The sequence below is a fragment of the Methyloceanibacter sp. genome, from assembly GCF_035650995.1.
GTDB lineage: Bacteria > Pseudomonadota > Alphaproteobacteria > Rhizobiales > Methyloligellaceae > Methyloceanibacter.
The window spans coordinates 26,499-46,109 of sequence record NZ_DASRGO010000178.1; the positions used below are offsets into that span (position 1 = coordinate 26,499).

Sequence of the window (19,611 nt, forward strand, 5' to 3'; positions counted from 1 at the left end):
TGGCCCGAAAGCGGGGGGAGGCGCCGATTCTGCAGCCCCGAACGGCGTGATTGGCTTGAGCTCGGCCTGTGCCGGCGATGCGCACGCGAAGCCTAGGAGAGCAAGCAAAACCAGGCCCGCAAGCGCGGCACCCGGACCCTTCACAGATGCGAGTCCTTGCATGAGACCAACGCCGTCTGGGCGAATTGCGATCCGAAGTTCGAGTTCGGCCCGAGCTGGGTGAAGAAGGATTCGGTCAGGGCCTTGGTGTCGGCGGCGGTCTCGGGATCCGGCAGGACGATCTTTGCGCTACAGCCTTTGGTGTCGGCGCCGGCGAGCTTGACCGCGTTCTCGGTAGCGAATCCGAACGCGACGAAGAAGGACGGGTCGTAGACGTCCACCGCGACCGGCTTGCCGTGCGTATCCACCGGCGTCTCGAGCGGCAGGGTGAAGTGCAGTGTGAGCACGTTTTTGTCGTAGTCGACCCAATAATCGACCGGCGGCTTGAGTTTGATCAGCTTGTCATCCTCGCCGTCGAAATGGACGAAGGTGAAGTAGTCGAACTCCTTCAGCGACTCGACATTGACCTTGGCGAGAGGAGCGAGCTCTTGCTTCGAGTAGACGCCATCGTTGTTGGTATCGAGGCCCTGGACGGCCATCGCGGTGTAGAACTCGTCGAACGTCCAGTTTTGGCGAATTCCGGTGATCTGGTGATTTTCGCCGAGCACGATCTCGGCGCGGACCGTGGCCCAGACATGGGGATGAGCGGAAGCGGTGGACGCCAACGTAGAAAGCCCAATCAGCGTCGCGGCAAGACGCCGACGCGCATGAATAGCGCTGAGAAGCAAGGCTTGAAGCTCCCTCTAAACCGGCCTTGGCTAGCAAGAGATTGTGGAGGTTTAGGGGCTTCGCCCACCCCGCGGCCTGAGCGGCGTCATGGCGTGACGTCGCCCAAAAGGTGGCCTAGCCGACGAAGAAACCCCAAGCCGCTAAGCTTTCATTAGCAAACTTGCCTCCCACATCCCCGTGCGTTTCTTCCGAATTAACCGAGCGACGCTAACGATCCGGAAAACGGGATGGCCATGACTCTCAGCATAAAGGCAATCCTCGTCTCCTTCGTGGTCCTCGCGCTTGTCGTGGATTCGACGTGGGCGAGCCTTGCCTCATTCGATATCGACGGCCCCGCCTACCTGTTGGTCGGCGCGGCCGCAGCTGCTTGCGCCACGGGCAGTCTGTTCTATGGGTCTTTTCGCAGGGACGAGAAGCTCCACGCCATGTTGTTTGGCACGTTCTTTCTCATTGCCTTCGCGGCAAGTTTCGGTGTTCTGAACTATTTGCTCCTGACGGTTGCAGGGCCCCGAATCGACCAGGAACTCGCATCGATCGACCGCATGCTGGGCATCGACTGGCCAGCGCTCTTGCGCTTCGCAGAACAGCATCCGACGGCAAATCTCCTCTTGTTTCTCGTTTATGCCTCGAGTCTCGCGCAGACGGCAGTTCTCGTGAACGCCCTTGGACTGTGCGGGCGCCCAAATGACATCTACGCATTCTGCCTTTCGCTTGCGATCGGCGCGGCCGTGACAATCGGCATTTGGACCGTCGCTCCGAGCTTCGGGGCATTCACGGTCTATCCGATAGGTAGCTCTCCGCCTGTCCCGCTTATGGCCGACGCTGCCTATGCCCGCGACTTGCTCGAGTTGGCCGCCAACGGCCCGGGACGCATTTCGCCGCTCGAGGTGAAAGGGTTGGTGGCCTTCCCTTCCTTCCACACCGTGCTTGCCTTGTTGATTGCATGGTATGCATGGCCCCTGAAGTGGCTCCGTTGGCCCGCCATCGGCCTCAATGCGCTCGTCATCCTTTCGATTCCGATTCAGGGCGGTCACCACATTATTGACATTGCGGGCGGCTTCGTCGTTGCTGTGTTCGCAATTGCGGTGACGTCTTGGGCTTCCCGTCACATTCTGTCGCGCCGGCATTCAGTGCCGGTGCGCGTGCCAGAGCCAGCCGGGGAAACCGCGTGACGCTTGTCAGGCTGCGGCCGCCGTTGGACCGGGGGCTACCACTGCGATGCCCCCGCACGGTCCGTCACAACCATCGTTGCGCGACGCATAACGAGCGACGTTCGGTAAGGGGACGTTCACCAAGACGCGATACTGAGCTTCAGCAACATCTGTTCCAGCAAATGACAGGTCAAAGCGTCATCCATGGATGCCCCTCGCTCCAGTCTCTCACGTGACACGATCCAATCGATTGCCCTCGACGCGTTCGAACGTCTCATCGTGGTGTTCCTGTTCGGCCGGTTCGCGTTCAAGATGTTGGCCGCGCCGGGATCGGAAGTGGATTTTGTCACTGTCCTGATCCTCTTGTCGGAAATCCTCCCCGTCATTTTCATTTTGAGCCGGCGACGCTCAGACGCCGTCTCGCGCAAGCCTTCCGACTGGCTTTTGGGAATTTCCGGCGCGATCATCCCTCTTCTCGTAAGCCCAACCGGACCCGGCTCGTTGGCGCCGCACGGCGTTTGTGCGGTGATCATGCTTGCGGGTTTGTACTTGCAAATCTCGGCGAAGGTCAGCCTCGGCCAAAGTTTCGGCCTCGTGGCGGCAAACCGCGGCGTCAAGGTCGTTGGGCCTTATCGTTTCGTGCGCCATCCGATGTATGCGGGCTATATGATTGCCCACGTCGGCTTCCTACTCGCCTTTCCATCATTGTGGAATGCGGCGCTCTATTCGGCCGAGTTCGCCATCCAGGTGGCGCGCCTCCTGAGGGAAGAACACTTCCTGGGGCAAGATCAGGCGTATAGAGCTTACGCCGCGCGCGTTCGCTATCGCCTATTGCCGGCAATTTTTTGAGGATCCGCCAGGCGAAGCCTGGCTTCCGAACGCCTGTCCTCGCGGGTCGCCGCGCCCGGTCTCGCAAGGCTTTCGGACCAGCGAACGCGACGAGGACGTGAGCAAGTGCGCTTTCCGTGCGCTACGTGGAGCAGTGAGCCCACAGCCTGTTGCTATCAGCTCAAGCTGGATGGCGTGGGGTTAGTCTTCTAGGAGCGGGCGAATGCAGTTCTCATTTTGAGTTCCCCCTCGCGGGGGTAGAGCCTGTCGCCAGCTATTTGCGTCGGAAGTCGGCAGACGCGGCCGTGATAGCTCGGAGCCAGCTCCATCGCGGGAGCTGGCTCCGGGCTTTGAATTTACTGGGCAGGCGCGAGATCGCCGGCGATCGTGTTGAACAGATTTGCGAGGTTCGAGCCCACAGTCTGCACAGCGACCAGAATGGCGACCGAGATGCCGGCGGCGATCAGGCCATACTCGATCGCGGTGGCGCCCGACTCGTCCTGGATGAAGCGGGTAATTGAAGTCCTCATTTCGACTCTCCCTTTGCTTTGGTTCAAGGTCCCCCCACGCGAATTTGAACGGCGGAACCTGACGCGGAAGCTAGCATTCACACCTTAGGTACAAGTTAAGCGGATAGAATAAAGACAGGCATTTTACGGTAAATAGATGGAAAACGGCTAAAAGTCGAAACCAGGGAATCATTGAGAAATTTTAGATCAAGTTTGTCTCGTCTTTACCGAGCATTCACCACAAACTAATCTCCCCACCTCCTCCGATAGGTAACAGAACCTCGTCTTACGCCGCCGCAGGCAAGGGGAGGACTACAGAACTTGCTGCAAATGCCGATGGGGGGAGATCGCTCGGTCCTCGCCTTGACTCTCGGTTCGACTCTGTCTAGAACAAAACAGGAACGAGAGTTGAGGTGAGTAGCGTGCGTAACGACGTTCCAGACGGTGCAGAAGGTCTTCTCGTTCCGCCGACTGGCGTTGCAAGAGCAGGCGGGACCCCGGGAAAGGTCCTGATCGAGCAGCTACGCGCATCGATCCGTGCGCTCGAGCAGGTTCCCGTGTCCCTTGGCCTTTCCCCCGCACTGGGTCCGGCCCCTTCCCGCCCCGCCTGCTCTTTATCCTTGGCGCCCGCAGGCTCAGATTCCTCCCCCTGCAAGGGGGAGGTTGGCGATGGCCGAAGGCCGTCGCCGGGTGGGGGTCTCCTTGCGGCCTCGATGCGGAAATTGGACCCTCTTCCCAGCCTTCTCCCTTTCCGGGGGAAGGAGTTTCTCGACAGACTCACCGAGGCGGGGCTGCATGAGATCAAGCCCGCTTCCTATCGCGACACGCCCGCCGCGCTCAGCTTCGCCCTCGCCGCGATTGCTCGAGGCAGAGTGGCGCTCAACCGCCGCGAATTCTTGCTCTGGTGCCTGACGGGAGAGGTGGCAAGCGAGTGGGGGCACCCTTACGGGCCCGGTCTCATGGCGCTCGGCCTCGACCCTGAACGTCTCCTCGTCATCGAGGCCAGGACGATGCACGATGCCGCCTGGGCCCTCGAAGAGGGTTTGCGGAGCCTGACGCTCAGGGCTGCGCTCGGACAGTCGGAGACCATGGCCGAGCTTGCCGCCCGACGGCTCGGCCTTGCTGCGAAAGCCTCGGGCACGCCCTGCCTCTTCATCTCGGATCATCGGCGGGAGAGACTCCCTGGAACACTCACCTCTTGGCGCATCTCTGCGTGTGGAAGCGCCCGTGCCTCTTTTGATGCAGCCGCGCCCGGAAATGCCGCTTGGCACCTCACCCTCGAGCGTTGCCGGGGCGAGGCACCGGGACGAAGTTTAATCGTGGAGTTCAGTCATGAGTCGCATGATTTCCGTCTATCTGCCGCATCTCCCGCTCGAGAGGCTGAAGAAGGCAGGCAACGATCTTGCCGATGACAGGCCTTTCGCTCTCATCGCCAACGAGGAGCGCGGTCTCCTTCTCTCCGCGGTCAACGCCGCAAGCCGAGCCCAAGGGCTTCTCCCCGGCATGGGGCTTGCGGATGCGCGCGCCATTTGCCCGCAGCTTTCGACCGCGCCGGCGGAACCGCAGAAAGATGCCCAAGCCCTGCTCGATCTCGCGCGCTGGGCGAGCCTCCGTTACAGCCCGACGCTGAACGTCGACGGCGACGACGGGCTCTGGCTCGACGTCACCGGCGTGGCACACCTCTTCGGCGGCGAGGAGAAGCTCCTCGCCGATCTCGAAGGACGGCTCTCCCGCGCGGGCTTGAGCGCACGGATTGCCCTGGCCGAGACGCTCGGCGGCGCACATGCGCTTGCCCGTTTCGGGAGATCGTCGCCTCTTATCGTCCCCCACGGCAAGATCGCGCCGGCGCTCGCCAATTTCCCCGTTGAAGCGCTTCGGCTCGATGCCGAGATCGCCTATCTCCTCAGGCGGCTTGGGCTGAAGCGCATCGGCCAGCTCTACACCCTGCCGCGCGCGAGCCTCGAGCGGCGCTTCCATGCCAAGGACCTGGCCGAAGCAGTTCTGCTCCGCCTCGATCAGGCGCTTGGGATGCGCGAGGAGAAGCGCGTACCCCTAAAGCCTGACGCAGACTTCACGGTGAGGCTTCCCTTCCCCGAGCCGCTCATCACCCATGAGGGCGTGCTCGCCGGGCTCGATCATCTGGCCGGGGAACTTTGCGTTCTGCTCGCCCGGAAGGCGCGCGGCGCGCGGCGCCTTGCCCTTTGGCTTTGCCGCAGCGACGGCTCCTCTGCCGTGATCGAGGCGGGGTTAAGCGCCCCCTCGCGCGAAAAGAAGCATCTCCTTGCCCTGTTCCAGGACAAGATCGAGGGGGTCGACATGGGCTTCGGCGTCGACCTCATGGCGTTCTCTGCTCTCGTCACCGAGACGCTTCTGCCCGCGCAGACAAGCCTCGCAGCCGACGAAGAGAAGGCCGCGGCAGAGCCTTTGATCGACCGCCTGGTCAATCGCTTGGGCGCACGCGCTGTGCGCCGCCTAATGCCACGCGAAAGCCATATCCCCGAATTGGCGCAAGGCGCGCGGAGCGCCTTGGCACGAAGTGCTGCGAGATCTGCCTGGGACGGGAAGGCCAAACCCGAGCGTCCGCCGCTTCTCTTCGCAAGGCCTGAGCCCCTCTCCGTGCTGGCCGAGATCCCCGAAGGCCCGCCCGCGCGCTTCACCTGGCGGCAGGTGAGCCGCCGCGTGGTCAAGGCCGAAGGGCCCGAGCGCATCGCCCCGGAATGGTGGCGTGAGTTGCGAACTCCCTCTCCCCGCAAGGGGGAGGGTGGCGATAGCCCAAGGCCATCGCCGGGTGGGGGTCGCATGACGACATCGGGGCTTGCGTCTGACCCCCTCCCCGGCCCTCCCCCTTTCAAGGGGAGGGAGAGCACGCGCGACTACTACCGCATCGAGGACGAGGATGGGCATCGCTACTGGGTATTCCGCGAGGGTCTCTATTCGGAGAGCGAGCGAGAGGCGCCCGGCTGGTTCCTGCACGGGGTGTTCGGATGATGGCAAGCCATGCCCCGCTACGCCGAGCTCGACGTCACCACCAACTTCTCCTTCCTGCGCGGCGCCTCCCACCCCGAGGAGCTGGTGGCGACGGCAAAGGCGCTTCAGCTTGAGGCCATTGCCGTCACCGACCGCAACACGCTTGCCGGCGCCGTGCGCGCCCATCTCGCGGCCAAGGAGGTCGGGAGCAAATTCGTCGTCGGCGCCAGGCTCGATCTCAAGGACGCGCCGAGCCTGCTTGCATATCCACGCGACCGCGCGGCTTACGGCCGTCTCTGCCGTCTGCTCACGCTTGGCCAAATGAGAGCCGAGAAAGGTCAATGCACGCTCTTCCTTGACGATGTCACCATGCATGCCGAGGGCCTCATCCTCATCGTCCTCCCGCCTGATGATTTATCGACGCCGAATGGCGTGAGTCCCAAGTCAAAAAACCTGATCACCTTCCCCCCTCACCCTTCCCGCCCTGCGGCTTGCGGAGAGCTGCGCTCGCGCAAGATCGCGGTGGAAAGCCCTCTCTCCAATGGGGAGAGGAAAGTCCCGAGCGCTGCCGCGAGTCCCGCCTCCTCTCCCCGGCGGGGAGGGGGTGGCGAGCCCGATCCTTCAGGTGAGGGGGAGCAAAGTTTCGAAGCCGAGCTAGAGCGCATCAAGCAGGCGCTCGGGGCCCATGCCACGCTCTATCTCGCCGCAAACCACGCCTACCGCGGCGGCGATCGCGCCCGCATCAACGCGCTCGCACAACTCGCAGACCGTGCGGGTTTAGGCCTCGTCGCCACCAACGCCGTGCTCTACCACGCCCCGCATCGGCGCCGGTTGCAGGACGTACTCACCTGCATCCGCGAGAAATGCACCATCCACGAAGCGGGCTTCCGTCTCGAAGCGAATGCCGAGCGGCACCTGAAGCCGCCGCGCGAGATGGCGCGGCTGTTCAGAGGCCACGAGGACGCGCTCGAACGCACCGTCGAGATCGTGCAAGCTTGCGCCTTCTCGCTCGACGAGCTCCGGTACGAATATCCCGACGAGCCGGTGCCGCAAGGCAAGACGCCGCAATCGCATCTCGCCGACCTGACCTGGGAGGGCGCGCGCTGGCGCTTCCCCGGAGGCATCCCCGCTAAGGTGCGCGCCACGCTCGAGAAGGAGCTCGCCCTGATCGAGGAGCTCGACTACGCGCGCTATTTCCTTACCGTGCACGACATCGTGCATTACGCGCGCGGGCTCGGCATCCTCTGCCAGGGCCGCGGCTCCGCCGCCAACTCGGCCGTCTGCTATTGCCTCGCCATCACCAATGTCGATCCGACCGAGATCGATCTTTTGTTCGAGCGCTTCGTCTCGCCGGAGCGCAAAGAGCCGCCCGACATCGACGTCGATTTCGAGCACGAGCGGCGCGAGGAGGTGATCCAATATATCTATGCCCGCTACGGCCGCGATCGCGCCGGGATCGCCGCGACCGTCATCTCCTATCGCGGCCGCTCCGCGGTGCGCGAGGTGGGGAAGGCGCTCGGCCTCTCGGAGGATACCGTCGCCGCGCTCGCCACCGCCATCTGGGGCTTAAGTAATTCCGGACTTCCCGAGGAATATGTCCGCCAGGCCGGGCTCGATCCTAGAGACCCACTGCTCGCGGCCTGCCTCGAGCTGACGCAAGAATTGATCGGCTTCCCGCGCCATCTCTCTCAGCATGTCGGCGGCTTCGTGCTCACGCGCGGGCCGCTCTCGGAGGTCGTTCCCATCGGCAACGCCGCCATGGAGGACCGCACCTTCATCGAATGGGACAAGGACGATCTCGACGCGCTCGGCCTGCTCAAGGTCGATGTGCTGGGCTTGGGTATGCTCACCTGCATCCGCAAGGCCTTCGCGCTGATCAAGACGCATTACGGGCGGGATCTTGCCCTCGGCACTGTGCCGCGCGACGACCACGCCGTCTACGACATGCTCTGCCGCGCCGATTCGATCGGCGTGTTCCAGGTTGAGAGCCGCGCGCAGATGAACATGCTGCCACGGCTGAAACCCCGCCGCTTCTACGATCTCGTCATCGAGGTTGCGATCGTGCGCCCGGGCCCGATCCAGGGCGACATGGTGCATCCCTATCTTCGCCGCCGCTGCGGCGAGGAGCCGGTCGAATTCCCCTCGCCGCATCCGGATCACGGCCCCCCCGACGAGCTCCACCAGGTGCTCGGCAAGACCATGGGTGTGCCTCTGTTTCAGGAGCAGGCCATGCGGCTTGCCATGGTCGCGGCGAAGTTCACGAGCGCCGAGGCGAACGAGCTCCGCCGCGCCATGGCCACCTTCCGCCGCCGGGGCACCATCGACCGGCTTCGCGAAAAAATGGTCGGGCGCATGATCGCGCGCGGCTACCCACACGATTTTGCCGAGCGCTGCTTCAACCAGATCAAGGGCTTCGGCGAGTACGGCTTCCCCGAGAGCCACGCCGCGAGCTTCGCCCATCTCGTCTATGTCTCGGCATGGATCAAATGCCATTATCCGGCGGCCTTCGCCGCGGCTCTGCTCAACTCCCAGCCCATGGGCTTCTACGCGCCGGCGCAGATCGTGCGTTGCGCGCGCGAGCACGGCGTCGCGGCGCGCGAGGCCGACGTCAATTTCAGCCTCTGGGACTGCACGCTCGAACCTCTAGAGGCGTCCGCCTCAGACTCTCCGCTCCCCCCTTATGGGGAAGCAGGAGCAAATAGCCCCGCCACGAATAGAACCTGCGCGCTGCGCATCGGGCTCCGCCAGATCGACGGACTGCGCGAGGAGGATGCCAAGCGCCTCGTCGCGGTGCGCGATGGCCTCCCCGCCGAGCTGAACCCGCACCTCTTCATGCCGCCGCTCGCCCCGGGCTGCACTGAGGAATGCCCCCCACCCAAGGCGGCGTCGGACCTCCCCACGAGGGGGGCATATCGCGACGTGCGCGATCTGTGGCGGCGGAGCGGGCTGAGCCGCGTCTCACTCGAAAGGCTCGCAGGCGCCGACGCTTTCCGCTCTCTCGGGCTCGATCGTCGCCAAGCGCTGTGGGAAGTGCGCGCGCTCCCGAAGGAAATTCCGCTGCCCCTCTTCGATCACGCGGATGCCGCTGAATCGGGCACCGAGCCTTTCGTGGCGCTTCCCGTCATGCCGCTCTCGGAGCATGTGGTGAATGACTACCGCACGCTTAGGCTTTCGCTCAAAGCCCATCCCATGAGCTTTTTGCGGACGCGGCTTGCTCGCGCGCGCATTGCCGCTTGCGCCGATCTCAGAAACGCGCGCGATGGCGCCTGGGTCACCGTCGGAGGCGTCGTGCTCGTGCGCCAGCGCCCCGGCTCGGCGCAAGGCGTCGTGTTCATGACCATCGAGGACGAAACCGGCATCGCCAATTCGGTGATCTGGCCCAAAGTGCTCGAGCGGATGCGCAAGGTGGTGATGGGCGCGCGGCTCGTCGTGGTGCATGGCCGCGTCCAGCGCCACGAGGACATCATTCATGTGGTCGCCGCGAGGCTCGAGGACAAAAGCGAGTGGTTACGGCTCCTGACCGAGGAGGGCGAAGCCTTGAGCACGACGCTCGCCCATGGCGACCACGTCAAACACGCGGGCGGCGAGGATGGGCGCGAACGCGGCCATCCTCGCTGGCACCCGCGCCGGCACCCCCGCAACGAGCGCATCATTCCCAAATCCCGCGATTTTCATTAGGCCCACCGAAGCGCCAATCGACTCCGACCACTAGGCTGGCTTCATCCCTCCCCTTGACGGGGATGGTGGCTCGACCCGGACTTGTCCAGGGCGAGCCGGTGGGGAGGAAGCGCAAGAAACCCCGCCCGCCGCCTTTGGCGGCAAGGTGAGGCAGGGGAAACTTCGGCCCGCGTTCAAGAGGTAGCTCCATTGGCGAAAATGGCTATGCTGCGCGCCGATGACCCTTAGACCTCTGATTGCCGCCGCCCTCGCATTACTTCTCGCCTTCGGCGCGCTCTCCGCGCACGCCTTCGAGCAGCCGGAAGGGGCAAGCGGATTTGCCCCGAAGCCGCTCGTTACCGCAAAACGCCACATGGTGGTGGCGGCCAATCCGCTCGCCGCCGAAGCTGGGCTTGCGATCCTGCGCAAGGGCGGCAGCGCCGTCGATGCCGGCATCGCCACGCAGATGGTGCTCAACCTCGTCGAGCCGCAATCCTCCGGCATCGGCGGCGGCGCCTTCATCCTCTACTGGGACAAGCAAACGAACGAGCTTGCGAGCATCGACGGCCGCGAGACGGCGCCCTCTGCCGCGACGCCCGAGCTCTTCCTCGACCAGGACGGAAAGCCGCTCCCGCGCGAAGGAGCCATGGGAAGCGGGCTTTCGGTCGGCGTGCCGGGCGCGCTCGCCGCGCTCAAGCTCGCCCACGACAAATACGGCAAGCTCCCCTGGGCCGATCTGTTTGAGCCCGCGATCGCGCTCGCCCGCGCAGGTTTCGCCGTCTCACCCCGCCTTGCCGCCGTTCTCGCCGAGGCGCCGCCGGAAAGCTTCACGGTGGAGGCGCGCAGCTATTTCTTCGATGCCGAGGGTAAGCCCTGGCCGGTCGGCCATATCCTCGCCAATCCCAAGCTTGCCGACACGCTCTCGATCATCGCCCGCGACGGCCCCGATGCCTTCTACAAGGGCGACATCGCCGCCGACATCGCCCGCGCCGTTCAGACCGATCCGCGTCACCCTGGCACGCTTTCAGTCGAGGATATCGGCAAGTACCAAGCCAAGGAGCGGACGCCGGTCTGCATCGTCTATCGTGCCGAGAAGATCTGCGGCGCAGGCCCACCCTCATCCGGCGGCGTTACCGTTGCCCAGGTGCTCTCCCTGCTGTTGCCCTACGATCTCGGCCCCGCGCCGCTCGGCGTGCGCGCCGCCCACACCATCATCGAAGCTGAGCGGCTCGCTTATGCCGACCGCGCCCGCTATCTCGCCGACCCCGATTTCGTGAGCACCCCAATCGCGGGCCTGCTCGATCCGTCTTATCTCGACGCGCGCCGCCAACTGATCGATCCCGCCCGCGCGCAAGCGAAGATCGTGGCTGGGACGCCCCCCAATGCGCGGCAAGGCGCCTATGGTGCAGACGCAACGAAGGAAGCCAAGGGCACGAGCCATATCTCGATCGTCGACGACGACGGCAACGCCTTCTCCATGACCACGACCATCGAGCGCGCGTTTGGCTCGCGCATCATGGTGCGCGGCTTCTTGCTCAACAATCAGCTGACCGACTTCTCCTTCGTCCCCCTCGACGAGGAGGGACACCCCGTCGCCAATCGCGTGGACGGCGGCAAACGCCCGCGCAGCTCGCTCGATCCGACCATTGTCTTCCATAACGATGACGGAACGCTGCACTATATTCTCGGCAGCCCGGGCGGCGCCGCCATCATCCTCTACGACCTCAAGGCACTCATCGCCCTGATCGATTGGCGCCTCGACCCTGCCGAGGCCGCGGCGCTCGTCAATTTCGGCTCGACCGGCGATAGCGTGGTGATCGAGCCAGGGGCCGAGTGGAACAATCTCGCGACCGCGCTCGAGAGCCTGGGGCACAACGTTGAACGGAGCGAGCTTATCAGCGGCCTCCACATCATCGCCGTGACCAAGGACGGTCTCGAAGGCGGGGCGGACCCGCGCCGCGAAGGCGTGGCGCTCGGCGACTGATGGCCGGCGCCAAACCATCGATCGCGATCAGGGGTGCAGGGATCGTTGGCCTGTGGCAAGCGCTTGCGCTTGCACGCGCGGGCCATGCCGTCACCATATATGAGCGCTCCGCCGCGCCGTTCGCCGATGCATGCAGCCCTTACGCCGGTGCCATGCTCGCGCCCCGCTGCGAGGAGGAAAGCGCGGAAGCCATCATCCGCGAACTTGGTCTCCGCAGCATCGGGCTATGGCGGGACACTTATCCCGGGACGAAGGTCAAGGGCTCGCTCGTGGTTGCTCCGCCTCGCGACCAGACCCTGCTCGACCGCTTCGCGCGCATGACGCGAGGCTCCGAGCGGCTCGATGCCGAAGCGCTCAAGGCGCTCGAGCCCGATCTCGGCGAGCGCTTTCCGAGCGCCCTCTACTATCCCGGCGAAGCGCATCTTGCTCCGGATGACGCCCTCGACTTTCTGCTCCGCGCGGCGAAGGACGCCGGCGCGCGCTTCATTTTCGGCGCGAGCGAGAGGCCGGACGGCGCCGACCTCATCATCGATTGCCGCGGCCTTGCAGCAAGGGACGATCTGCCCACGCTCCGCGGTGTGCGCGGCGAACGCATCGTGGTGCGCGCGCGCGATGTGGTGCTGGCGCGGCCCGTGCGGCTGCTCCATCCGCGTTTTCCGCTTTATGCCGTGCCCTGGGGGAACGGCCTGTTCATGATCGGGGCCACGGTGGTCGAGAGCGAGGAGACGGGCCCCGTCAGCGTGCGCTCGGCGCTCGAGCTGCTTTCCGCAGCCTACGCGCTCGATCCCGCCTTCGGCGAAGCGGAGATCGTTAAGCTTGGCGCGGGCGCGCGGCCCGCCTTCCCCGACAATCGGCCTAGGATTATCCCGAGGAAAGGCTATATCTACGTCAACGGCCTCTACCGGCACGGTTTCCTGCTCGCGCCGGTGCTGGCCGAGCTTGTCGCAACCTTCATCGCGACCGGCGACACGCACTCGGAGGTGTTCGTTGCAGATCCTGCTCAACGGTAAGCGCTTCGCGACCGACGCCAAGACGCTCGATGAGCTTTGCGCCGATTTGGGTTTCGCCGGCGCCAAGATCGCGACCGCCGTGAACGGCAGCTTCGTCGCGGCCGGCGAGCGCAAGCTGACCCCGCTTGCCGACGAAGCCGAGGTCGAGATCGTTGCGCCGAGGCAGGGCGGCTGATGCTCACCCTCTACGGCGCCACCTTGACCTCGAGGCTCCTGCTCGGGACCGCGCAATATCCTTCGCCCGATTGCCTGAAGCGGGCGGTTGAGGCATCCGGCGCCGAGATCGTCACCGTCTCGCTCAGGCGCGAATCGGCGCGAGCCCGCACCGGCCAAGGTTTCTGGGCCCTGATCGAAGAACTCGGCGTCAAGGTCCTCCCCAACACCGCCGGTTGCCATACCGCGAGGGAGGCGATCGCCACCGCCAAGATGGCGCGCGAGCTGTTCGGCACCTCCTGGGTCAAGCTCGAGGTGATCGCCAACGACGATACGCTCCAGCCAGACCTGTTCGGCCTGGTCGAGGCGGCGTCGGAGCTCTCCAAGGAGGGTTTCGAGGTGCTGCCCTACACGACCGAAGACTTGAGCGCCGCCGAGCGCCTTGTCGCCGCGGGCTGCAAGGTGCTGATGCCCTGGGCTGCGCCGATCGGCTCGGCGCGCGGGCTGATCAACAAGGACGGGCTACGGTCGCTCCGTGCCTATTTCGCCGACACGCCCCTCGTCATCGATGCCGGCGTCGGCGCGCCGTCCCATGCCGCCGAGGCGATGGAGATGGGCTACGATGCCGTGCTGCTCAACACGGCAGTCGCCAAGGCCGGCGATCCGGTGAAGATGGCCGAAGCCTTCGCTCGCGCCATCGAGGCGGGGCGGCTCGCCTTCGAGGCTGGCTTGATCGAGCCGCGCGACATGGCTTCGCCCTCGACCCCCGTCGCCGGCACCCCGTTCTTCAAGATCGATAGCGCTTCCTGATCGGCTTCGTCGGCAGAGGCCGGTCTTGCTCAGGCTCGATCCCTTCTACCCCATCCTCCCCGACACGGAATGGCTTGGCCGCCTTCTCCCCGAAGGCATCAAGCTCGTGCAGCTTCGCATCAAGGACAAGCCTAACGCGGTCGTGCGAGAAGAAATCGCCAAGGCGATGGGGCTCTGTCGCGCTCATAAATGTGAGCTGGTGATCAACGACTATTGGCGCGAAGCGATCGAACTCGGCGCACATTTCGTGCATCTCGGCCAGGAGGACCTCGCCGCCGCCGATCTTGCCGCCATCAAGCGCGCGGGGCTTCGGCTCGGGGTGAGCACGCATAGCATCGATGAACTCGGCACTGCGCTCGCAGCAAGTCCCGATTACGTCGCGCTCGGCCCCATCTACGCGACGATGCTCAAGAAAATGCCCTGGGCGCCGCAAGGCCTGCCCCGGCTTGCCGAGTGGCGCTCGCGGATCGATTGCGCGCTCGTCGCCATCGGCGGACTGACGCCCGAGCGTGCCCAGCTCGCGCTCGCCGCCGGCGCCGACTCGGTCGCGGTCATCACCGATATCGTGACGAGCGACAGCCCCGAGGAGCGCGTGCGGCGCTGGATCACAGCGACCGCCCCTTGGCGGGACTTATCCACACGCCCTCCACAGTGCTGAAGCCCTCGTTTCGGGCTTGACCCTCTGGCCCCGCCCCGAGGATCATCCTGCCCCGGGGGGTTCTCTTCGCGGCATTAAAGATGAGCTATCGTCTCGATCCGGCCATACCCATGAGCGAGGCCTTGCGGCGCGTCGCCTTCGGCGAGATCGAGCTTGCGCAAGGGGCCCTGGCCTGCCCGCCTGAACGCCATAGCGGCGTTCACAACGCGCGTAAGTGCTTGAAAAGGCTCCGTTCTCTGCTGCTTCTGGCGAGGCCGGGCATGGCCGAACCGGTCTTTGCCGACCTCACCGAGAAGGTTGCTCGCATCGCACGAGGCCTCGCGGCCGCTCGTGACGCCCAGGCGCTGATCGACGCCGTGACCAAGCTCGAGCGGGAGACCAAGCCGGGTCTCGGCCTCGGGCCGATCCAATCGATGCGCGCCTGGCTCGAAAAGCGCCGCCATGCCGCCGAACAGAACCTCGAGCGGAGCGCGGCGGCCGAGGCGCTGCGCGGCCTTCTCGAGATCAGAGGCGCATTCGCGGGGCTCGCCGTCTATCCCGACAATTTCACCCCGCTCGCTACGGGGCTTAGGCGCTGCTACCGCACGACGCGCACCTCCTTCCGCAATGCGCTCTCCTCCGAGCGCGACGAGGACTTGCACTACTGGCGCAAGGGCGTTCAGCACCATTGGCGGCAGATGCAATTGCTCGCTCCCTGCTGGCCGTCGGAGTTGACCGCGCGCGCCGAGGCCGCGCGAGCGATCTCGCAGCTTCTTGGTGACGACCACGACATCTCGCTTCTTTGCCAGCTCGTCTCGACGCCGACTATGACCTTCGGCAGCCCCGAAGAGACAGCGGCCTTTCTCAAGCTAGGCCGCAAACGTCACCGGAGGCTGCGCAGGGAAGCGGCTGTGCAAGGTGCCCGGCTTTTGGCCGAGCGATCGCGGCCCTTCGCCGAGCGCATCGAAGCCTATTGGACGGCGGCCGCCAGCCGCGCTGGCAAACCCGCCCTGGTCGAGCCGGTGCGCCAGGACAACGTCGTTGCGTTCGGCGACCTTCGCACCACGCGTGCGAGCTGAGTTTGCGCTAGATCCCTCTCGCCTCGCGCCAGGCCTGGAACATCAGAACCGTCCAGAGCGGCGCGTGCCAGTTGCGCTTTTCCGCAAGATGCTCTTGCCATTTGGCAATGATCGGCGCCGGTTCGAGCAGCCCGCCAGCGGCAAGCCTCTTCTCCGACAACAGCTCCTCGGCCCAGGGCCTGAGCGGGCCTCTGAGCCACACCCCGATCGGGAGGGCGAACCCTGATTTCGGGCGCTCGACGAGATCGGGCGGCACGTGGCGGTAGAGCACCTGGCGCAACAGCCACTTGCCTTTGCCGCGCCGCATCTTGAAGCGCGACGGTAACCGCCACGACAATTCGACGACACGGTGATCGAGAATCGGCACCCGCACCTCGAGTGCAACCGCCATGCTCGCGCGATCGACCTTGGTGAGGATATCGTCGGGGAGGTAGGTGAGCGTGTCGAGATATTGCATGCGGTCGAGTCCGTCGGGAAACGCACGCGCGATGTCGGAATCGAAAATCGGGCCTCTTACCTCCCGCCCCTTGCGGGCAATTCTCTCCGGCTCGTCCCAGGCGCTGACGAGACTGCGATAGGCGCCGGCGCCTCCCTCCCGCAACATGGCCGCCGTCTTCAACATCTTGTCTCCGGCGAGGCTGGGACGCCGGCGCGCCGGAACGAGGCTGAAGAGGCGGTCCCATAGCGCGGGCCCCGCCACGCCGAGACCGCAGGCGAGCGCCTGTCCGACACCCGCCGGCATCGCTGCAAGCGTGCGCGCGAAGCGATGGCGCGTGTAACCCGCGAACAGCTCGTCGCCGCCATCGCCCGACAGCGCCACCGTCACGTGCTGGCGCGTGAGCTTGGAGAGGAGATAGGTCGGCACTTGCGACGAGTCGGCGAACGGCTCGTCGTAAATTGCGGGAAGCTCGGGGATCACCGCCTCGGCCTCGCGCGGCGAGACGTAGAGCTCGGTATGCTCGGTGCCGAGATGGCGCGCTACGGCCCTCGCGTGCGGTGCCTCGTCGTAGCTCCTCTCGCCGAACCCGATCGAGTAAGTCCTCACCGGCGACGTGCTGTTCGCGCGCATCATCGCCGCGACTGTCGATGAGTCGATCCCGCCCGAAAGGAACGCGCCGAGCGGCACGTCGGCGACGAGCCGCCGCTTGACCGCGTCGCCGAGCAGCGCCTCGAGCATGCCAATGGCTTCCGCGTCGTTTACGTCGAGGGGAGTTGCGCGTCCTTCCCGCGCGACGTCGGCGAGACGCCAAAAGGCAGCCGTTTCTACCCGCCCTGTCTCGTCGATGGTGGCAAGGTGCCCAGGCGATAGCTTGTCGATGCCGCGATAGATCGAATGCGGCGACGGCACGTAAGCGAGCCTCAAATAGGAGGCGAGCGCGTCCTCGTTGAGCTCGCTCTTCCAGCCCGGCAGCGCCTCGAACGCTTTCAGCTCCGAGGCGAAAACGATGCGCCCGTTTTGCCGCCCGAAATAGAGCGGTTTGATGCCGAGCCGGTCGCGCGCAAGCGTGAGCTGGCGTTCTTTCCGGTCCCAGACCGCGAAGGCGAACATGCCGATGAGCCGCTTGACGGTCGCCCCCACGCCCCATTGGTCCACCGCCTCGATAATCACCTCCGTATCGGAATGACCCTTGAAGCGATGACCGAGAGACTCGAGCTCGGGCCTGATCTCGGTGGCGCTGTAAATCTCGCCGTTATAGGTGATGACATAGCGCCCTGACGCCGAGACCATCGGCTGCGCGCCCGCGGGAGAAAGATCGACGATCGACAGCCTAGTGTGCCCGAAGCCAAGCCCGGCGTGTGGATCGACGAAGGTGCCGCTCGCGTCGGGCCCGCGATGGGTGAGCCTCGCCGCCATGGCGCCCGCAATCGCCTCGAGCTCCTGCGTCCCGGGACGGCGCGAAAGCTCGAGGAAGCCCGCGATGCCGCACATGGCGTGTTAGACCCTCACCTCCATGCCATCGTAAGCGACTTCCCACCCGGCCTGCTCGACGGCCTGGCGCTCGGGCGAGTCGTCGCGCAGCACGGGATTCGAATTATTGATATGGATGAAAATCTTGCGCCCGACATTGAGCGGCGCGAATGCTTCAACCGTACCGCCCTTGCCCGACATGTTCATGTGCCCGATGCGCTCGCCCGTCTTGTTGACCAGTCCCTGCACGATCATCTCGTCATTGGCGTAGAGCGTACCATCGAAAAAGATAAGCGGGGCATTCTTGAGTCGCGCGCGCAACGGCTCGTCCAGCCTGGCGCAGCCTGGAATGTAGAAGAAATGGTGTCCATTACCCGTGTCGATGACCTTCAGGCCGACCGTGTCGCCCTCCTGCGAGCCGTAGTTGCCCTTGGCGTCCTCGGTCTCGAGATAGAGCGGAATCTTGCCGGGCACGGCGAAGGGCTCGACGGTGAGGCCGACCGGTCCTGACGGGCCTTCGACTTCGAACGGACGCCCGAGCGCCATTGGGACGCGCTTCACGATATCGGCATCGAGCACATCGAAGATGCTGTTCGCCGCGAGAACGTCGATCACGCGCGAGCTGCCGTAGATGGTGAACGGCTGGCCCTCGCGCAGGCAAAGCAAGCCGGCGATTGCGTCCACATCGGCGTTGGTCAACACCACGGCCTTGATCGGGCTGTTGCGCGGGCCACCGTTGGGGTCCGGGTGCAGTTCAGGCGTGTCGATGATCTGTTGCCTGAGATCGGGCGCCGCATTGAGCAGCACCCACTGGCGTCCGTCGGCGCTGACTGCGACTGAGGCCTGCGTACGCGGCTTAAGGCCCGGCATGCGCTTACGCACGTCGGCCGAGTTGCGGCCGTTGCAGTTCCATTGCGGGAACCCGCCTCCGGCCGCTGAACCGAGGACTTTGATCAACATGGCGCGGAGTCAAATGGCGGGGGAGCGCCGGTTCCGTCAAGGTCAAAAAGCGGCTCCGGCGAGCGCCGCAGAAGCGGCTTGGCTGGAGCTGGTCAAATGCGCCTCGCGCCTACCAGGAGAGTTCGCCCTGAAATTTCAAGGCGCCGTCGGAGGTGGCATCGGTCAGCCCGAACTGCACGCCGACATTGAAGGAAAGCTCCATATGGGGCGCACCGGCGACCTGGTCGTCGTCACTACCGTTCTTGGCTTCTTCTTCGTCGTCGCTACCCGGGTTCCAGAACAAGGTCGGGCCGATGCTGTGATTCTGAGCGTCCCACGGGCCAGAATGGGATAGGTCATCAATTTCGCCGAACATCTCGACGCCGATGCCCCAATGCTTGGCCAAGTCATATTCGGCGCGCCAGCCATACTCGAAGCCCAAACCGTCGGTATCGCGATTAGGCCCAACTTGGTCGGTGAAGAGCGGATTGAGTGTGATCAGAACCTTCTTGCTTGCGAGCTCGACGATGGGGCCGAAGGCGATCCCATCGGCATTTTGCTGGCGGCCATGGTTGATGGCTTTCTCGTATCCGCCTTGGACAGCCAGCGCGATGCCGTCTCCATGGCGCTTTAGCAACTGGAACTGCGTCTCGAACTCAATCGAGTCTACGTTGAAATCCTCGCCATCAGGCTTATCCGCGCCGAGCGTGAAGAGAGAAACCATCCACCAATCGGTCACGCTATATTGCAGTTCAAGTTCATTGCTCTGGCGCACCGGGGCCTCTTCCTGATCGAAATCGACGGCCTGGCTTTCATTGTTCCCCGCGCCGCCCTCCTTGTCGGCCTTGGGCACGCCCCAATGTACGGCGCCGCGATATTCGACCTGAACCTCACCCTTTTCGATCGTGGCTTCCTGGATCTCGAACTCGGCGTGGGCCGGTCTTACATTCCCCAAGATGAGTCCCGCCGTCGCCAGCGTTGAGGCCGCCGTCAACGCCAAATACTTTATGCCGCGCAAAGCCGACAAATAGTGTCGCAAGAGCCGCCCCCCGACGTTAAGCCCTGCCAGGCCTGATTCTTTTACTTTCGCAGCTTAACAAACATCTCTGGACCGGCGTTGGCAAAAAACCATGCCTGTCTTTCCCAGCCC

Annotated in this window: 15 protein-coding genes; 10 read left to right on the forward strand and 5 right to left on the reverse strand. The window is 64.7% G+C overall.

Features of this window, described 5'->3' with window-relative positions; all coding sequences use genetic code 11:
- Nucleotides 1–140: 140 nt before the first annotated feature.
- Nucleotides 141–764, reverse strand: a complete 624-nt coding sequence (locus tag VFB18_RS13120; RefSeq protein WP_414675724.1) for a DUF1007 family protein — start codon at nucleotides 762–764, stop codon at nucleotides 141–143.
- A gap of 333 nt (nucleotides 765–1,097) precedes the next feature.
- Between VFB18_RS13120 and VFB18_RS13125 the strand changes: the two genes are divergently transcribed.
- Nucleotides 1,098–2,000 carry a phosphatase PAP2 family protein gene (locus tag VFB18_RS13125; RefSeq protein ID WP_324976056.1) on the forward strand — a complete coding sequence of 301 codons (903 nt, stop codon included), beginning with the start codon at nucleotides 1,098–1,100 and terminating at the stop codon, nucleotides 1,998–2,000.
- A gap of 183 nt (nucleotides 2,001–2,183) precedes the next feature.
- Nucleotides 2,184–2,828, forward strand: coding sequence for an isoprenylcysteine carboxylmethyltransferase family protein (locus tag VFB18_RS13130; protein ID WP_324976058.1), 645 nt, complete (start codon nucleotides 2,184–2,186; stop codon nucleotides 2,826–2,828).
- A 335-nt stretch (nucleotides 2,829–3,163) separates the two neighbouring features.
- Here VFB18_RS13130 and VFB18_RS13135 read toward each other — a convergent pair whose 3' ends face one another.
- On the reverse strand, nucleotides 3,164–3,337 hold the full coding sequence (locus VFB18_RS13135; RefSeq protein ID WP_324976061.1) for a Flp family type IVb pilin: 174 nt from the start codon (nucleotides 3,335–3,337) through the stop codon (nucleotides 3,164–3,166).
- Nucleotides 3,338–4,648: 1,311 nt separating this feature from the next.
- Here VFB18_RS13135 and VFB18_RS13140 point away from each other — a divergent pair.
- The 8 genes from VFB18_RS13140 (at nucleotide 4,649) to VFB18_RS13175 (ending at nucleotide 15,613) form a co-directional block, all read left to right on the forward strand.
- Nucleotides 4,649–6,304, forward strand: coding sequence for a DNA polymerase Y family protein (locus VFB18_RS13140; protein ID WP_324976064.1), 1,656 nt, complete (start codon nucleotides 4,649–4,651; stop codon nucleotides 6,302–6,304).
- Nucleotides 6,305–6,313: 9 nt separating this feature from the next.
- The gene (locus VFB18_RS13145) at nucleotides 6,314–9,961 is read left to right on the forward strand and encodes an error-prone DNA polymerase (protein WP_324976067.1); all 3,648 of its coding nucleotides are present in this window, start codon (nucleotides 6,314–6,316) and stop codon (nucleotides 9,959–9,961) included.
- 217 nt (nucleotides 9,962–10,178) lie between these two features.
- Nucleotides 10,179–11,924: a gamma-glutamyltransferase gene (gene ggt / locus VFB18_RS13150; protein ID WP_324976069.1), complete on the forward strand. Its 1,746-nt coding sequence runs from the start codon at nucleotides 10,179–10,181 to the stop codon at nucleotides 11,922–11,924.
- Nucleotides 11,924–12,934, forward strand: a complete 1,011-nt coding sequence (locus VFB18_RS13155) for an FAD-dependent oxidoreductase (protein WP_324976072.1) — start codon at nucleotides 11,924–11,926, stop codon at nucleotides 12,932–12,934. The genes ggt and VFB18_RS13155 overlap by 1 nt, the downstream gene beginning before the upstream one ends.
- Nucleotides 12,912–13,109 (forward strand): sulfur carrier protein ThiS, encoded by a 198-nt coding sequence (thiS, locus tag VFB18_RS13160; protein WP_324976075.1) that lies wholly within the window; start codon nucleotides 12,912–12,914, stop codon nucleotides 13,107–13,109. Before VFB18_RS13155 ends, thiS begins: the two co-directional genes overlap by 23 nt.
- Nucleotides 13,109–13,897 carry a thiazole synthase gene (locus VFB18_RS13165; RefSeq protein WP_324976078.1) on the forward strand — a complete coding sequence of 263 codons (789 nt, stop codon included), beginning with the start codon at nucleotides 13,109–13,111 and terminating at the stop codon, nucleotides 13,895–13,897. The genes thiS and VFB18_RS13165 overlap by 1 nt, the downstream gene beginning before the upstream one ends.
- A 25-nt stretch (nucleotides 13,898–13,922) precedes the next feature.
- A complete protein-coding gene (locus VFB18_RS13170; protein ID WP_324976081.1) occupies nucleotides 13,923–14,555 on the forward strand; it encodes a thiamine phosphate synthase in 633 nt (210 codons plus the stop codon).
- A gap of 80 nt (nucleotides 14,556–14,635) precedes the next feature.
- A complete protein-coding gene (locus tag VFB18_RS13175; protein WP_324976084.1) occupies nucleotides 14,636–15,613 on the forward strand; it encodes a CHAD domain-containing protein in 978 nt (325 codons plus the stop codon).
- A gap of 7 nt (nucleotides 15,614–15,620) precedes the next feature.
- Here the strand turns inward: VFB18_RS13175 and asnB are convergent, their stop codons facing one another.
- From asnB to VFB18_RS13190, 3 genes are all read right to left on the reverse strand, one after another.
- A complete protein-coding gene (asnB, locus tag VFB18_RS13180) occupies nucleotides 15,621–17,543 on the reverse strand; it encodes an asparagine synthase (glutamine-hydrolyzing) (protein WP_324976086.1) in 1,923 nt (640 codons plus the stop codon).
- A 6-nt stretch (nucleotides 17,544–17,549) separates the two neighbouring features.
- On the reverse strand, nucleotides 17,550–18,482 hold the full coding sequence (pqqB, locus tag VFB18_RS13185; RefSeq protein WP_324976088.1) for a pyrroloquinoline quinone biosynthesis protein PqqB: 933 nt from the start codon (nucleotides 18,480–18,482) through the stop codon (nucleotides 17,550–17,552).
- Nucleotides 18,483–18,591: 109 nt separating this feature from the next.
- On the reverse strand, nucleotides 18,592–19,500 hold the full coding sequence (locus tag VFB18_RS13190) for a hypothetical protein (protein ID WP_324976091.1): 909 nt from the start codon (nucleotides 19,498–19,500) through the stop codon (nucleotides 18,592–18,594).
- Between the last annotated feature and the right edge of the window lie 111 nt (nucleotides 19,501–19,611).

Excerpts from the sequence above, each read along its gene's own strand:
- pqqB (WP_324976088.1), bottom strand. The coding sequence starts at position 18,482 with ATGTTGATCAAAGTCCTCGGTTCAGCGGCCGGAGGCGGGTTCCCGCAA.
- VFB18_RS13140 (WP_324976064.1), top strand. The coding sequence starts at position 4,649 with ATGAGTCGCATGATTTCCGTCTATCTGCCGCATCTCCCGCTCGAGAGG.
- VFB18_RS13175 (WP_324976084.1), top strand. The coding sequence starts at position 14,636 with ATGAGCTATCGTCTCGATCCGGCCATACCCATGAGCGAGGCCTTGCGG.
- VFB18_RS13130 (WP_324976058.1), top strand. The coding sequence starts at position 2,184 with ATGGATGCCCCTCGCTCCAGTCTCTCACGTGACACGATCCAATCGATT.
- VFB18_RS13155 (WP_324976072.1), top strand. The coding sequence starts at position 11,924 with ATGGCCGGCGCCAAACCATCGATCGCGATCAGGGGTGCAGGGATCGTT.
- VFB18_RS13165 (WP_324976078.1), top strand. The coding sequence starts at position 13,109 with ATGCTCACCCTCTACGGCGCCACCTTGACCTCGAGGCTCCTGCTCGGG.
- ggt (WP_324976069.1), top strand. The coding sequence starts at position 10,179 with ATGACCCTTAGACCTCTGATTGCCGCCGCCCTCGCATTACTTCTCGCC.
- asnB (WP_324976086.1), bottom strand. The coding sequence starts at position 17,543 with ATGTGCGGCATCGCGGGCTTCCTCGAGCTTTCGCGCCGTCCCGGGACG.
- VFB18_RS13135 (WP_324976061.1), bottom strand. The coding sequence starts at position 3,337 with ATGAGGACTTCAATTACCCGCTTCATCCAGGACGAGTCGGGCGCCACC.
- VFB18_RS13145 (WP_324976067.1), top strand. The coding sequence starts at position 6,314 with ATGCCCCGCTACGCCGAGCTCGACGTCACCACCAACTTCTCCTTCCTG.